Source organism: Micromonospora globispora (assembly GCF_003857015.1).
GTDB lineage: Bacteria > Actinomycetota > Actinomycetes > Mycobacteriales > Micromonosporaceae > Micromonospora > Micromonospora globispora.
In genome coordinates this window covers 1-12,301 of sequence record NZ_QGGF01000361.1, presented here as the reverse complement: position 1 = coordinate 12,301, position 12,301 = coordinate 1, and the positions used below count along the sequence as shown (strand labels likewise).

The window sequence follows — 12,301 nt, the reverse complement described above, 5'->3', positions numbered from 1 at the left end:
ACTCTCCTACGGATCAGAAGGTTAGGGGTTCGAGTCCCTTCGGGCGCGCATCGCAGGGAGGAGCCCCCGACCAGCCGGAATGGCGGGGTCGGGGGCTTCCTCGTATCCATCCCGAGCCGGTTCTCGGCCGTGGGAGCCAAGCTGGGAGCGACCGGCCGCCTCATTGGCCGAACATGGCGTGGGACATGGCCTCCGCAGCCGAGCGGCGATCGCCTTCCATCAGATGCTCGTACACGTCTTTCATGATCGCGATCAAGGCGGCGCGCAAAGCGGCCCGCGCCCGCCCGCCCCCGGCCTGCTGGCGACCTCCGGTCGGGCACGCTCAGGGACGACCAGAACTTAGAGGACCTCGGGGCTCCGCCCCGAACCCGGGCGCTCCTCAGAGATGCCGCCGCTGATCTCCTCGTCGGGCACCGCAAGGGCTACCAGGCTCCCCGGAGGGGGCCAAGGTTGTTCCGCCACCAGCTCAGGCAGCTACGGGACTACGTGTGCCGAGGAGAGCACGGAACTGCGCCTCCTGGTCTTCGTTCAAGGCGTCCTTGGGCACCGAGATTGCGTGGCGGGAGCCGTAGTAGAGCAACCAGCCGCTGTCGGTTTCTACGACGCGCACGACTGCTGTCCAGAGGACTTCGCTACGATGGTCGCTCCTCGACGATCGATCCGGTCCTCGGTCACGATGAGGAGTGCGTCTTGTCGGCAGATCTCGGGGAATCCTGACGAAGCGTTGCGGGGACGTGGGTCTCAGCCGCCTCGAACCGAGTCCCGATCAGTGCTGCGAGCTCGGGCGCCTCGCTCTCGAACTGTTTCCAAGTAGCCGTGAGCCGCAGCCTCTCAGCGGGCACCGACACAACTTCTCGAGTCCGGCTGGCTCAGGAGTGGGATTGTGCGACCGTGACACCTAGAACTACTATGCATGGCAGTTCTAGGGTTAGGTGGTCGGATGCACATCACCAAGGACCTGGTCGCGGCCTCGGCGACGCCGCTCGTGCTGGGGATCCTCGCCGAGGGGGAGAGCTACGGCTACGCCATCCTCAAGCAGGTCAACGAACTGTCGGGCGGGCAGCTGGAGTGGACCGACGGCCTGCTCTACCCACTGCTGCACCGCTTGGAGCGGCTCGGTCACGTCGAGTCGGCCTGGGAGACGCCGCCCGGGGGGCGCCGCCGCAAGTACTACCGCATCACCGACCAGGGTCGGGCGGAGCTCGCCGAGCAGCGCCGCCAGTGGGCCACGGTCGTCGACGCCCTGCGGGGCATCTGGAGCACGACAAACTCCATCAAGCCAATCATGGCACCGGCATGGGAGGCGGGACGATGACCGTCGACCGCGACAACGATCTTGAGGGCCAGATCGCCGAGTGGCGGGCCTACATGCAGCGCCGGCGGGAGCTGCAGCACACCGATGCCGAGGAGCTGGAAGACCACCTCCGCAGCCGGATCACCGAGCTGAGCGAGAGCGGCCTGCGCAACGACGAGGCGTTCCTCATCGCTGTCAAACGCATGGGCAGCCTCGACGAGCTGTCGCGGGAGTTCGCTCGCGAGCATTCCGAGCGGCTGTGGAAGCAGCTTGTGCTGCCTGGGGAGCCGGACGCGCCCACCGCCGCCCGATCTCGTCGGGAGCTGTTGGTCATGGTGCTGTGCGCGGCCGTCGCGGCGCTCGCGATCAAGGTGCCGGGCTTGTTCGGGCTCGACCTGTCAGGGGACGACGCCGGCTTCTACGCGCGCAACGCCAGCCTCTTCGCGCTTCCGGCACTGGCCGCGTACTTCGCCTGGCAGCGCCGGGTCGGTGTGCGCGTGATCGGGGTGCTGGCGTCGCTGTTCGTTCTCGGCGCGCTCGCCGCGAACGCGTATCCGCTGGCCGATGACTCGCAGAGCATCGTGCTCACGGCGATCCACCTGCCGCTCGCGTTGTGGCTGGTGGTCGGCGTCGCCTACGTGGGCGGTGACTGGCGTTCAGACCGGCGGCGGATGGACTTCATCCGGTTCACCGGGGAGTGGCTGATCTACTTCGCCCTCCTCGGACTGGGCGGCGGCGTGCTCATGGCCTTCACGGCGAATACCTTCGGGGCCATCGGCCTCGACGCCGAAGGATTCATCCAATCGTGGCTGCTGCCGTGCGGCGCCGTGGCCGCGGTCATCGTGTCGGCATGGCTGGTGGAGGCCAAGCAGAGCGTCATCGAGAACATGGCGCCGGTGCTGACCCGTGTCTTCACACCGCTGTTCGCCGCCACGCTGCTGGCCTTTCTGGCCGCCGTCATCTGGACCAACAACGGCATCGACGTCGAGCGCGACGTACTGATCCTCTTCGACCTGCTGCTCGTCATCGTGCTGGGCCTGCTGTTGTACGCCATCTCCGCCCGCGACCTGGCGGCCCGGCCCGGCCTTTTCGACCGCTTGCAGCTCGCGCTGGTCGTCAGCGCTCTGATCATCGACGTCATGGTGCTGGTGGCGATCACCGGCCGGATCACCGAGTGGGGCTTCAGCCCCAACAAGACCGCGGCATTGGGCGAGAACGTCATCCTGCTCGCCAACCTGACGTGGTCGGCCTGGCTGTTCCTCGGCTTCCTGCGTGGCCGCATGCCCTTCGCCCGTCTGGAGCATTGGCAGACCCGTTACGTGATCGTGTATGCGATCTGGGCCTGGGCAGTGGTCCTCGCCTTCCCGCTCGTGTTCGACTTCGCCTGAGCCGAAAGGGGCCCCCTCACGCTGCCTCGTACAGGACGGAGTTGAGCGGGCCCGACGGGCGGTCAGGACCAGGGCGGTTCGCCCAGCAGTCCACGGCAGGCCGTCATCAGCTTCTGCTGAGCCTCGGCGATCCGGGCCTCGGCCTGTGTCATGTCCGCCTTGCCGTGGCTGCTCACGTCCAGCTCGCCGGCCTCCTTGGCGACCTTTGCCAGCTCCAGGCCGGCGGCCCTGACATCGGGGTCCGACGAACCGCTGGCCCGGGTCCCGGCGGTGGCGCTCCCAGCCCAGAAGTGGCTGTTCCTCTCCACCTCGTATGCCACTCCGCGACAGCCGCTGCGGCTGTACTGGTCCGGGCTGGGCCGGCTTGCCGCCGGCTTCTCGTCGGTACAGCCGGCGAGGAGCAGTGCGCAGGCCAGCAGGATGGCGGGGAGGGTGCGGTTCACGGGGGCATGGTAGACGGCGATCATGACCGCTCAGGACCGAACGTCCAGGGGGAGCAGGGCGGTGGGTCGCGGAGGGAATGGACACGGTGACCAGGTACGTGATCGGGCCGGACGTGGCCCTGCGATTGGCCCGCGACGAGGCCGTCATCCCCGATGCGCACCAGATCCTGGCTCCGACGCTTCATCGCTCACAGGTGCTGTCGCTGCTCTACCAGGCAGTTCGCCGCGGTGAGATGACCATGCCGAGTACATCGCCCTGACCCAGCTCCAAGCCGACGCGTTCATCACGCTTGATGCGCAGCTCGCTCAAGCCGTGCAGGAGCTGGTCACGACAGCACCGAGTTGACCTGGCGGTGCACGATGTGGTGATGGCGTACCGGCGGGAACCGCAGCGCGACGATGATCCGCTGGAGTACATGACCAGCGATCACCCGAGCCCGTACCTGTTCGAGTCACAGATGGCGATGCTGGGCCGGATGGGTGACGGCTGGACACCGCGGCGCCGGTTCTTCGCCCGCCTGTTCGCCGCGTTGGCGCTGCTGCCGCTGCTCCTCGGTGTGATCCAGGGGGTCATCCAGCTGGTGCGCTGGATCATCGGCTTGTGAACGCGCGGCGAAACCGGACGACCGTCTCATCGCCGCCCGACCGGCCGGCCCGCGGGCGCGGGCCGGAACGGTGTACCCCACGAAAAGCGATCCCTGTCGTACGGTGCGCTGATGCGTCACCCCGTACTTCTCACCCTGCTCCTGCCACCCCTGCTCGTGGTCGGGTGCACGTCCGACCCGGGCACCCCGGCCGCCGGTCCTTCCTCGTCCGTCTCGGCCACCCCGAGCCCGACCGCGCCCGCGATCGACTACACGGTCTGGCAGGCCGGACGGTCGACGCCGGTTGCCGACCCGATCTATCCCGCCCGAGGCACCGCCGCGCTGGACGTCCTGCACTACGGCCTGGCGCTCGAGTGGGCGCCGACCACGAAGACGTTGACCGGCACCGCCACCCTGCGGATCCGGCCGACCAGGGACGCGGCCGCCCTCACCCTTGACTTCATGCCCTACCAGCTCGACGGGGTGACGCTGGACGGCGCGACCGTCACCGGCACGGTGGCGAAGGAGAAGCTGACCGTCACCGCTCCGGTCACCGCGGACAAGCCGGTGACCCTGGTGGTGAAGTACCACGGCCGGCCGAAGGCCACCCCGATGCCGTCGCACCGCAGCGACGTGGAGGACCTGGGGCTGACCATCACCAAGGAAGGCGGCCTCTGGACGATGCAGGAGCCGTTCGGGGCATTCACCTGGTACCCGGCGAACGACCAGCCCTCGGACGAGGCGCTCTACGACATCGAGGTGACCGTCCCGCCGGGCTGGTCCGCGATCGCCAACGGCACGCCGGCCGCACAGTCCGGGACCACGTTCACCTACCGCAGCGCCGACCCGGTGGCGACGTACCTGACCACACTCGCCGTCGGGAAGTACCAGAAGCTGACGGCCAAGGGGCCGCGCGGCATCCCGCTGACCTACTGGTACCGCAAGGGCACCGACGACAAGCTGCTGCCGTACCTGAAGAAGTCGCCGCAGTACATCGCCTGGCTGGAAAAGCGGTTCGGGCCGTACCCGTTCCCGAGCGGCGGCGTCGTGGTGGTGGACTCCGAGTCCGGCATGGAGACCCAGCAGATGATCACCATGGGCCGCAAGATCGACAACACCAAGGCCCGACGCGACCGCTGGGGCACCGACCTGCTGCACGAGTACGCCCACCAGTGGTTCGGCGACTCCGTCACGCCGACCACGTGGCGCGACCTCTGGCTCAACGAGGGCTGGGCCACGTACGCCCAGGACCTCTACATCCAGGAGACCCTGCACCTGAGCGACGCCAGCTTGGACAGCTACCTGCGTCAGGCCGACGCGAAGCTGCGGGCGAAGCTCGGCCCGCCCGGCAAGCCGAACCCGAAGAACTTCGCCGAAGGCAACGTCTACCTCTGCCCGGAGGCCATGCTGCGGGAGCTCCACAACGCGCTCGGCGACAAGAAGTTCTTCGCGCTCGCCCGGGCCTGGGCCCAGGAGCACCGGAACACCCAGCAGGACCGGGCCTCGTTCATCGCGTTCGTCAACAAGCAGACCGGCCGGAACTTCACCAAGCTGATCAACACCTGGCTCGACTCCAAGACCACCCCGAAGTCGACCACCACGTGACGCCCGCAGCGGCGGTGCCGGCCACCGTGCCGGCGCCGCCGCCGCTGGGATCTGCGGAGCAGGGTCAATCCGTCCGGTGCAGCGGCCCCCACTCCGGGGACGCCTGTTCCTCCACCGCCCGGTCCGCCTCGCGCAGCGCCCGCTCCGACACCCAGGCCACCGGGCGGTGGCAGCGGACCAGCGGTTCGTTGTCCGGCCCGCGGCCACAGGACTCCCCGACCAGCACCCACGGCCGTACGCCGGGGCCCCGCAGCTCCCGCAGGTGGCGGTAGTCGTAGAGCCGGCGGGCAACCCAGAGGCGCAGCGGGCGGTCGCCCCACCAGGACTCGACGGCGAGCGGGTTGGCCGAGAGGCCGGGCAGTTCGATGCCGGTCAGCCCGTCCTTGCTGGACTGTTCGGACCCGCACCCGCTCGCCAGGTCCGCTTCCGGTCCCCGCGACCACCGCACGTACAGGTCCTCATCCGGTCCGGTCTTCCGGAGCAGGTCGACGACCTCGTCGAGGTCGTCCAGGACCGGCATCACCGCCTCGTTGCGCACGCCGTTCATACAACGTCATGTGCCCGGTCCCGCGTCGGCCATTCACCGCTATCCGCGATCACATCCGCTCCGGCGTACGGATGCCGAGCAGGTCGAGGCCCTGCCGGAGCACCCGCGCCGTGAGGTCGCAGAGCACCAGTCGGCTGTCCCGCACCGGCTCGTCGGCCCGCAGCACCGGGCAGCGCTCGTAAAAGGCGCTGAACGCGCTGGCCAGCCGGTACAGGTAGCCGGCCAGATGGTGGAACTCCAGGCTCCGCTCCACCTCGGCGATCACCCCGCCGAAGCCGACCAGCTCGAACGCCAGCGCCCGCTCCGCCGGCTCGGCCAGGGACACGCCCGCGTCCGGCCGGGCCGCCACCCCGGCCCGGCGGAAGATCGACCGGATCCGGGAGTACGCGTACTGCAGGTAGGGCGCGGTGTTGCCGTCCAGCGACAGCATCCGTTCCCAGTCCAGCACGTAGTCACGGTGCCGGTCGCTGGAGAGGTCGGCGTACTTGATCGCACCGATCCCGACCGCGCGGCCCACCTCGGCCGCCTCCGCCTCGCCCAGCTCCGGGTTCCGGCTCCGGGCCAGGGCGGTGGCCCGGGCCACCGCGTCCTCCAGCAGCGCGACCAGCTTTACCGACTCCCCGGCCCGGCTGCGCAGCATCCGCCCGTCGGGGCCGAGGATCGAACCGAACCCGACATGCTCGGCGCGCGCCGGCGGGGTCAGCCAGCCGGCCTGTTCCGCCACCGCGTACACCATCTCGAAGTGCCGCCGCTGCGGCAGACCGACCACGTAGAGCAGCCGGGTGGCGCCCAGCTCCCCGGTCCGGTGCCGGATGGCCGCCAGGTCCGTCGCCGGGTAGCCGTACCCGCCGTCGGACTTGCGGACGATCAGCGGCAGCGGTTCACCGTCCCGGCCCACCGAGCCGGGCGGGAAGACACAGGCGGCGCCGTCGCTCTCCCGGAGCAGCCCTTGCCGGTCCAGCTCCGCCACCACCGGGCCGAGCAGGTCGTTGTAGCTGCTCTCGCCGTGGAAGTCCGTGCCGGTCAGGGTGACGTCCAGCAGGTCGTACACGGTCAGGAAGTAGCGCTCGGACTGCTCGACGAGGAGCCGCCACCGCCGCAGCGTCTCCTCGTCGCCGCCCTGCAACGCGACCACCCGCAGCCGGGACCGCTCCCGGAACGCCTCGTCGGCGTCGAACTTCGCCCGGGCCGCCTTGTAGAAGGAGTCCAGGTCGCCCATCGACAGCTCGTGGGCCGCCTCGGCCTCGCCCAGGTCGACCAGGTGCTCGATCAGCATCCCGAACGGCGTGCCCCAGTCGCCGAGGTGGTTGGCCCGGACCACCCGGTGCCCGAGCCACTCGAGCAGCCGTGCCGCGGCGTCCCCGATCACTGTCGTCCGCAGGTGCCCGACGTGCATCTCCTTCGCCACGTTCGGGGCCGAGTAGTCGACCACCACCGTTTCGGGAGCAGGGCTGAGCGGTACGCCGAGTCGCGGGTCGGTGGCCAGCGCGGAGACCAGCCCGCCGAGGGTCCGCTCGGCCACGGTTAGGTTGATGAAGCCGGGCCCGGAGACCTCCGCGGTGGCGCAGAGGTCATCGACCTCCGCGCGTTCCAGCACCTCCGTCGCGATCGACCGGGGCGGCCGACCCAGCCGCCGGGCCAGCGCCAGCGCCGCGTCGGACTGGAAGTCGGCGCGCTGCGAGCGCCGCACGACCGGGTCGACCGGTACGCCGGCCACCGCCGAGAACGCCGGCGCCAGCCGGTCGGTCAGCAACTTCTCCAGATCCATGGGTACGCCGATCTCGCTCGGACCCGCGGTCGCGCGGATCTCCGGACGGGGAATGCGGGCGGACCGAGGACGATCGAGAAAGACCGGCGGCTCGATCCGCCGGTCGCAGGAGGGACGTGCTCAGCGCAGGCGGTCGGATCGCCGGCGTCGCGCCGCACCGACCGACACGTCGCAGGACGTCGGCACCAGGGTGCGGAGGCAGGTCATGCTCGCAGCCTAACCGGCCGGCCCGGGTACGGCGCAAGGCCGTTCCCAGGCCGGTTCCCGGTCGTACGGGAAGGTCAGGCCGGCGTGGCGGCGGCCTTGCGGTACCGCTCGGCCCGCCGCCGCACCTGGGTGTACGCGCTGGTCAGCCCCATCGCCCGGCGGACCTCGACCAGGGTGCGGCGCACCTCGACGCGGGTCCGTTCGGTGCCTTCCACGATCAACTGGTCGACCAGGCCGCTGTCCGCCTCGAACCGGGCCCGGCGCTCCCGGATCGGGTCGAGGAACCGGTTGAGCGCGACGGCCAGCTTCTCCTTGACCTCCACGTCACCGACCCGGCCGGCCCGGTAGCGCTCCTTGAGCTCCTCGACCTGCGCCCGGTCGGAGTTGAACACGTCGTGGTACGCGAAGACGGGGTTGCCCTCCACCATGCCGGGCACGTCGGCCCGCACCCGGTTCGGGTCGGTGTACATGCCCATGACCTTGCGGCGGACCGTCGCCGCGTCGTCGGAGAGCGCAATGGCGTTGCCCCGGCTCTTGCTCATCTTGGCCTGGCCGTCCGTGCCGACCAGGGTGGGCGTCTCGGCGGCGATCAGCTCCGGTACCGGGAAGACCTTCCCGTAGAGGTGGTTGAAGCGCCGCGCGATCTCCCGGGTCACCTCGACGTGCGCGGCGTTGTCCTTCCCCACCGGGACGGCCTGCCCTCTCACGCAGAGGATGTCGGCGGCCTGGAGGACGGGGTAGCCGAGCAGCCCGTACGGGATCTCCTCCTTGCCGGCGTCCCGGGCCATCTCCTTGATCGACGGAACCCGCTCCAGCCGGGGCACGGTCACCAGGTTCTGGAAGAGGGTGTTGAGGTCGCCGACCTCCGGGATCGCCGACTGGAGGTAGAAGGTGGCCCGGTCCGGCTCGATGCCGGCGGCCAGGATGTCGGTGACCATCTCGCGGGCGTTGCGGGAGACCTGCTCGATGTCCTCGCGGGTGTTCTTCGTGGTGAGCATGTGCAGGTCGGCGATGATGAAGAAGCTCTCGTACCGCTGGTGCAGCTTCACCCGGTTGGCGATGCTGCCGACGTAGTGGCCGAGGTGCAGCCGCCCGGTCGGGCGGTCGCCGGTGAGCATTCGTGGTGCGGACATGGTGGTACGCCTTTCGTGCCGAGGAGAACGGTGGGACGCGCGGGCGCGCGAGAGACCCGGGGCGGATCGCCCCCGGTCAGTGGAGTCGGCTCGTCAGAGCGCGAACCGCCATCGCCCGCCGGCGCGGAACCGCAGCCCACCGGCACGGAGTACGTCGATAATCTGCTCCCGGCCGTCGTCGACGCGGATCGGGAGAACGGGCACGCCATCCGCCTGGAGACCGTCGACGGTCTCCGGCACCGTGATGTGCGGCCGGACCATGGCTACAAGATACCGGGCGGTCCGGCTCTCCGGCTGCCCGGCCGGAACAGCCGCGCGGCGGCCCACCGGGCCACCGCGTCGACGGTCCGGGCGAGGTCAGTCCCGGCCGTAGCTTTCCTGGTAGTAGCTGCCGACCTGCTGGCGATAGTCGGGCCGGCCGAACTCGTCGGGGTCGAAGGCGGGCGAGTTCTTCACCTGGTCCCGGGTGCGGTCCACGTGCACGGTGCGCTCCAGGTGGTCGACCCGGGCCACCGTGCCGACCGGCAGCAGCACCTTCCGCCCGAAGATCCACGGCCCGGTGTCCACCACCAGGTACCGGGAGTCGGCGCTCGTCTCGTCGATCGACCCGATCCGCCCGTCCGTCGCCTCCACCCGGTAGCCGGTCAGGTCGATCGGGGTGCCCGGACCGGGCGCGTCGGGGCCGTCGTCGGAGCTCTCCGGCCGCTGCCGCGGCACGTCGGCCGGGGTGCTCTGGTCGTACCCGCCGGCGAGGGCGGACGGGTCCCGCCAGGTCCACGGATTGAACGGCTGCATGGCCCACCTCCGGTGTCGTCGTCGGCTGACCGAAACAGTGCCCGCCCGGCGAATAGCGGAAACACCTTCGCAATTCCGGTCGGCCTCGGATCAGTTCTGGGAGATACCTCATAGTCGGTGGGCGTCGATGGAAAGAGGTCCTGCCGCGCAGGTGAAGAGGGCTGCGACAGCCGAATCGCACACCACCCGCTGGATCGCAGTGTCCAGTACGCACATTCGATGGGCGCCCGCGCGCCGGCCATTCTGAGCGCGCAACCGTCGTCGCCGAGGAAAGGGAGTGCAGATGCACCGCGCCATTCGACGAATCGGAATCGGGGCGGCTCTGCTGGCCGCGCTGGTCGGGGCGGCCGGGACCGGGGCGCAGGCCGCCGCCGTCAACCCGTACACCCCGCAGGGGCTCTGCGGGCTCGGCTACACCGTCGTCGACCAGGACCCGATCCGCGACGCCGGCACGGGTGAACTGCTCGGCACCGTCTACCTGCTGCACAACCCCCTCGTCCAGTACGGCTGCACGGTGACGATCAAGTCGGCGTACGTGGGGGTGCTGACCCGGACGCAGGTGTACCTGGATCCGGAGTCGACGTCCGCCGGGGTCGACGACGGCAACCGGCGCTACGCCGCCGGCCCGGTCTACGGGTACGTCGGCAGTGGCTGCGCGATCTGGGGCGGCCTCATGGTGGACGCCTCCGGCGCCATTCATTGGCACGACCGGGCGAACCCGGCGATCGGTGGCGCGGTCACCTGCTTCTGACCGCTGGCGGCCGGGTGGGCGGGCGGACCGCCCGCCCGGCCGCCGCCTTCCGTCGGGTGGACGGGAGTGGTGACGGCTACCGTCGGGTCGTGGGACGGATGCGCGGGGTCCACGAGCGCCCGGCCGGGCTGACGTACCAGCCGGAGCTGATCGACGACGACGAGGAGCGGTCGCTGCTGACCGCGCTGGACGCGCTGGACTTCCACGAGGTCCGGATGCACGGGCAGATCGCCCGGCGCACCGTCCGGCACTTCGGCTTCGACTACGACTACGGCTCCTTCCAGCTGACCGAGACCGAGGCGCTGCCGGTGGCGCTGCACTGGGTCCGGGATCGCTGCGCGAACCTCGCCGGCCTCGCCCCGGAGGCCCTCGCTCAGGCTCTGGTGACCCGGTACCCGCCCGGCTCGGTGATCGGGTGGCACCGCGACGCGCCCACCTTCGGGCCGACCGTCGTCGGCCTGTCGCTGGGCTCCGCCTGCCTGTTGCGGTTTCAGGGCGGCAGCGGGAAGGACCGTCGGGTGTACGAGCTGGAGCTCGCACCCCGCTCCGGGTACGTGCTGACCGGCGCGGCCCGGTCGAGTTGGCAGCACAGCATCCCGCCGGTGCCGCAGCTTCGCTACTCGCTGACCTTCCGCACCTTGCGGGGCGCCCGGGCCGGGTCCGACTCCCTGGCCGGGTAGCCCTCACGCCCAGCTGCCGCTGGCATACTGGCCAGCCATGGTGTTGTCGCGCGGCTGGTCGTTGTTCCTGGTTGGGGTCGGGGTCTGGACCTGGGTGATCTGGCCGAGGTTCGCGGTCGCCATCTGGAACGACCCGCGCTCCTGGTCCACCGGAACGGTGGGCGAGGGTGCCGCCACCAGCTTCCTCTGGGTGCACGCGCTGCTGATCGCCGCGTCCCTGGCGATCGGGACCACCGTCGGAGTTCTCGGGGTACGCGGCTGGCTCGCGGCCCGTCGACGTGACCGCTCGACTCCCTGACGCTCCCTGTGGCCGGGTAGTGCCCCGCGGCGTCTCGCCCGTCGGCCGCGCCCCGCTCGACCCCTGCGCCAGGTAGCGCGGCGCGGCGTCCCGACCGGATGCCGACGCTGCATCCGACGCGCATCCCCTGCCGGTGCCATGGGCGCGGCGAAAACGGCCGCATGAACAGCGCTGAACAGGCAAGATAGCCTTGCGGTGATGATGTGACGCGGGACGCTACCCACGGATTTGACGATCAAACCCGCAGACGCGTAACTTTCTCTCTGCCAGCGCGGAACGGACGAAACAGGGCGAAAGACCTGGAGCGGCCGAACCGGACTGGCACCGAGGTCAGATAGGGGTTCGCTCCTGGAGGACACGGTCCGGGCGGGGCTTGGCGGATCGGCCGCGAGGCGGATTTGGCGGAGCGGAAGCGACCGGGTAAGGTTGACGGTCGGCAGGCACCGGGCGAGGTTGCGGGACACCGCAGCGGCCGGTCTGCCAAATCCGATGATCTAGCGCAGTGGTTCGCTGCTGCGCGAGCTCAGCGGGCGCCAACCCGTACGAAGCACGACAGACCGGGACACACGGTTTGACACGGCAGAGACGGTGAGGTAACGTAGTAAGAGTGCCCGGCGCGAGAGCGGCGGGTGCGGGACGAATGAAATGCCCCGGATGGGGTCCTCCTGATTGGGGGGCTTCCGGATGGTGTGTGGTTGTTCTTTGAGAACTCAACAGGGTGCTTGATAAGCCAGTGCCAAATTGATTATTACCCCGGACTGGCAGGCCTTTTGGTCTGTTGGTTGGGATTCCTTTGGCAACATTTTGT

General features: G+C 69.9%; 15 protein-coding genes. 8 read left to right on the top strand and 7 right to left on the bottom strand.

What is annotated here, in order from left to right:
• Window positions 1-466: 466 nt before the first annotated feature.
• Window positions 467-700, bottom strand: a complete 234-nt coding sequence (locus tag DKL51_RS37190) for a YcxB family protein (RefSeq protein ID WP_369008636.1) — start codon at window positions 698-700, stop codon at window positions 467-469.
• A 240-nt stretch (window positions 701-940) separates the two neighbouring features.
• On the opposite strand from DKL51_RS37190, the gene DKL51_RS17840 reads away from it, so the two are divergent.
• The gene (locus tag DKL51_RS17840; RefSeq protein WP_109945911.1) at window positions 941-1,315 is read left to right on the top strand and encodes a PadR family transcriptional regulator; all 375 of its coding nucleotides are present in this window, start codon (window positions 941-943) and stop codon (window positions 1,313-1,315) included.
• Complete coding sequence (locus DKL51_RS17835) at window positions 1,312-2,682, top strand: permease prefix domain 1-containing protein (RefSeq protein ID WP_185734837.1); 1,371 nt, start codon at window positions 1,312-1,314, stop codon at window positions 2,680-2,682. Before DKL51_RS17840 ends, DKL51_RS17835 begins: the two co-directional genes overlap by 4 nt.
• Window positions 2,683-2,744: 62 nt before the next feature.
• On the opposite strand, the gene DKL51_RS17830 is transcribed toward DKL51_RS17835, so the two are convergent.
• Complete coding sequence (locus DKL51_RS17830; protein WP_123809694.1) at window positions 2,745-3,125, bottom strand: hypothetical protein; 381 nt, start codon at window positions 3,123-3,125, stop codon at window positions 2,745-2,747.
• A 77-nt stretch (window positions 3,126-3,202) separates the two neighbouring features.
• Here DKL51_RS17830 and DKL51_RS17825 point away from each other — a divergent pair, with 77 nt between their 5' ends.
• The 3 genes from DKL51_RS17825 to DKL51_RS17815 all read left to right on the top strand — a co-directional run bounded on the left by DKL51_RS17825 (window position 3,203) and on the right by DKL51_RS17815 (window position 5,314).
• Window positions 3,203-3,385, top strand: coding sequence for a hypothetical protein (locus tag DKL51_RS17825; RefSeq protein WP_207783918.1), 183 nt, complete (start codon window positions 3,203-3,205; stop codon window positions 3,383-3,385).
• Window positions 3,386-3,493: 108 nt separating this feature from the next.
• On the top strand, window positions 3,494-3,730 hold the full coding sequence (locus DKL51_RS17820; protein ID WP_123809693.1) for a hypothetical protein: 237 nt from the start codon (window positions 3,494-3,496) through the stop codon (window positions 3,728-3,730).
• 111 nt (window positions 3,731-3,841) lie between these two features.
• Window positions 3,842-5,314: a M1 family metallopeptidase gene (locus tag DKL51_RS17815; RefSeq protein WP_109945907.1), complete on the top strand. Its 1,473-nt coding sequence runs from the start codon at window positions 3,842-3,844 to the stop codon at window positions 5,312-5,314.
• Between the two features lie 64 nt (window positions 5,315-5,378).
• Here the strand turns inward: DKL51_RS17815 and DKL51_RS17810 are convergent, their stop codons facing one another.
• The 5 genes from DKL51_RS17810 to DKL51_RS17795 all read right to left on the bottom strand — a co-directional run bounded on the left by DKL51_RS17810 (window position 5,379) and on the right by DKL51_RS17795 (window position 9,764).
• Window positions 5,379-5,861, bottom strand: a complete 483-nt coding sequence (locus DKL51_RS17810; RefSeq protein WP_109945906.1) for a DUF6098 family protein — start codon at window positions 5,859-5,861, stop codon at window positions 5,379-5,381.
• 49 nt (window positions 5,862-5,910) lie between these two features.
• The gene (gene argS / locus DKL51_RS17805) at window positions 5,911-7,629 is read right to left on the bottom strand and encodes an arginine--tRNA ligase (RefSeq protein WP_109945905.1); all 1,719 of its coding nucleotides are present in this window, start codon (window positions 7,627-7,629) and stop codon (window positions 5,911-5,913) included.
• A 281-nt stretch (window positions 7,630-7,910) separates the two neighbouring features.
• On the bottom strand, window positions 7,911-8,969 hold the full coding sequence (trpS, locus tag DKL51_RS17800) for a tryptophan--tRNA ligase (RefSeq protein WP_109945904.1): 1,059 nt from the start codon (window positions 8,967-8,969) through the stop codon (window positions 7,911-7,913).
• 93 nt (window positions 8,970-9,062) lie between these two features.
• Entirely contained in the window at window positions 9,063-9,230 is a 168-nt protein-coding gene (locus tag DKL51_RS35000; protein ID WP_165823177.1) for a hypothetical protein, read from the bottom strand.
• A gap of 96 nt (window positions 9,231-9,326) precedes the next feature.
• Window positions 9,327-9,764, bottom strand: coding sequence for a PRC-barrel domain-containing protein (locus DKL51_RS17795; protein ID WP_124812278.1), 438 nt, complete (start codon window positions 9,762-9,764; stop codon window positions 9,327-9,329).
• Between the two features lie 283 nt (window positions 9,765-10,047).
• On the opposite strand from DKL51_RS17795, the gene DKL51_RS17790 reads away from it, so the two are divergent.
• From DKL51_RS17790 to DKL51_RS17780, 3 genes are all read left to right on the top strand, one after another.
• On the top strand, window positions 10,048-10,515 hold the full coding sequence (locus DKL51_RS17790; protein WP_123809692.1) for a hypothetical protein: 468 nt from the start codon (window positions 10,048-10,050) through the stop codon (window positions 10,513-10,515).
• Window positions 10,516-10,613: 98 nt separating this feature from the next.
• Window positions 10,614-11,195 carry an alpha-ketoglutarate-dependent dioxygenase AlkB gene (locus DKL51_RS17785; protein WP_124812281.1) on the top strand — a complete coding sequence of 194 codons (582 nt, stop codon included), beginning with the start codon at window positions 10,614-10,616 and terminating at the stop codon, window positions 11,193-11,195.
• A gap of 37 nt (window positions 11,196-11,232) precedes the next feature.
• Window positions 11,233-11,493 carry an SCO4848 family membrane protein gene (locus DKL51_RS17780; RefSeq protein WP_109945900.1) on the top strand — a complete coding sequence of 87 codons (261 nt, stop codon included), beginning with the start codon at window positions 11,233-11,235 and terminating at the stop codon, window positions 11,491-11,493.
• Window positions 11,494-12,301: the final 808 nt, after the last annotated feature.

What these genes read in the sequence shown, in the direction of transcription:
- DKL51_RS17840 (WP_109945911.1), top strand. Translation starts at nt 941, where the DNA reads ATGCACATCACCAAGGACCTGGTCGCGGCCTCGGCGACGCCGCTCGTG.
- DKL51_RS17835 (WP_185734837.1), top strand. Translation starts at nt 1,312, where the DNA reads ATGACCGTCGACCGCGACAACGATCTTGAGGGCCAGATCGCCGAGTGG.
- DKL51_RS17825 (WP_207783918.1), top strand. Translation starts at nt 3,203, where the DNA reads ATGGACACGGTGACCAGGTACGTGATCGGGCCGGACGTGGCCCTGCGA.
- DKL51_RS17820 (WP_123809693.1), top strand. Translation starts at nt 3,494, where the DNA reads ATGGCGTACCGGCGGGAACCGCAGCGCGACGATGATCCGCTGGAGTAC.
- DKL51_RS17815 (WP_109945907.1), top strand. Translation starts at nt 3,842, where the DNA reads ATGCGTCACCCCGTACTTCTCACCCTGCTCCTGCCACCCCTGCTCGTG.
- DKL51_RS17810 (WP_109945906.1), bottom strand. Translation starts at nt 5,861, where the DNA reads ATGAACGGCGTGCGCAACGAGGCGGTGATGCCGGTCCTGGACGACCTC.
- argS (WP_109945905.1), bottom strand. Translation starts at nt 7,629, where the DNA reads ATGGATCTGGAGAAGTTGCTGACCGACCGGCTGGCGCCGGCGTTCTCG.
- trpS (WP_109945904.1), bottom strand. Translation starts at nt 8,969, where the DNA reads ATGTCCGCACCACGAATGCTCACCGGCGACCGCCCGACCGGGCGGCTG.
- DKL51_RS35000 (WP_165823177.1), bottom strand. Translation starts at nt 9,230, where the DNA reads ATGGTCCGGCCGCACATCACGGTGCCGGAGACCGTCGACGGTCTCCAG.
- DKL51_RS17795 (WP_124812278.1), bottom strand. Translation starts at nt 9,764, where the DNA reads ATGCAGCCGTTCAATCCGTGGACCTGGCGGGACCCGTCCGCCCTCGCC.
- DKL51_RS17790 (WP_123809692.1), top strand. Translation starts at nt 10,048, where the DNA reads ATGCACCGCGCCATTCGACGAATCGGAATCGGGGCGGCTCTGCTGGCC.
- DKL51_RS17785 (WP_124812281.1), top strand. Translation starts at nt 10,614, where the DNA reads ATGCGCGGGGTCCACGAGCGCCCGGCCGGGCTGACGTACCAGCCGGAG.
- DKL51_RS17780 (WP_109945900.1), top strand. Translation starts at nt 11,233, where the DNA reads ATGGTGTTGTCGCGCGGCTGGTCGTTGTTCCTGGTTGGGGTCGGGGTC.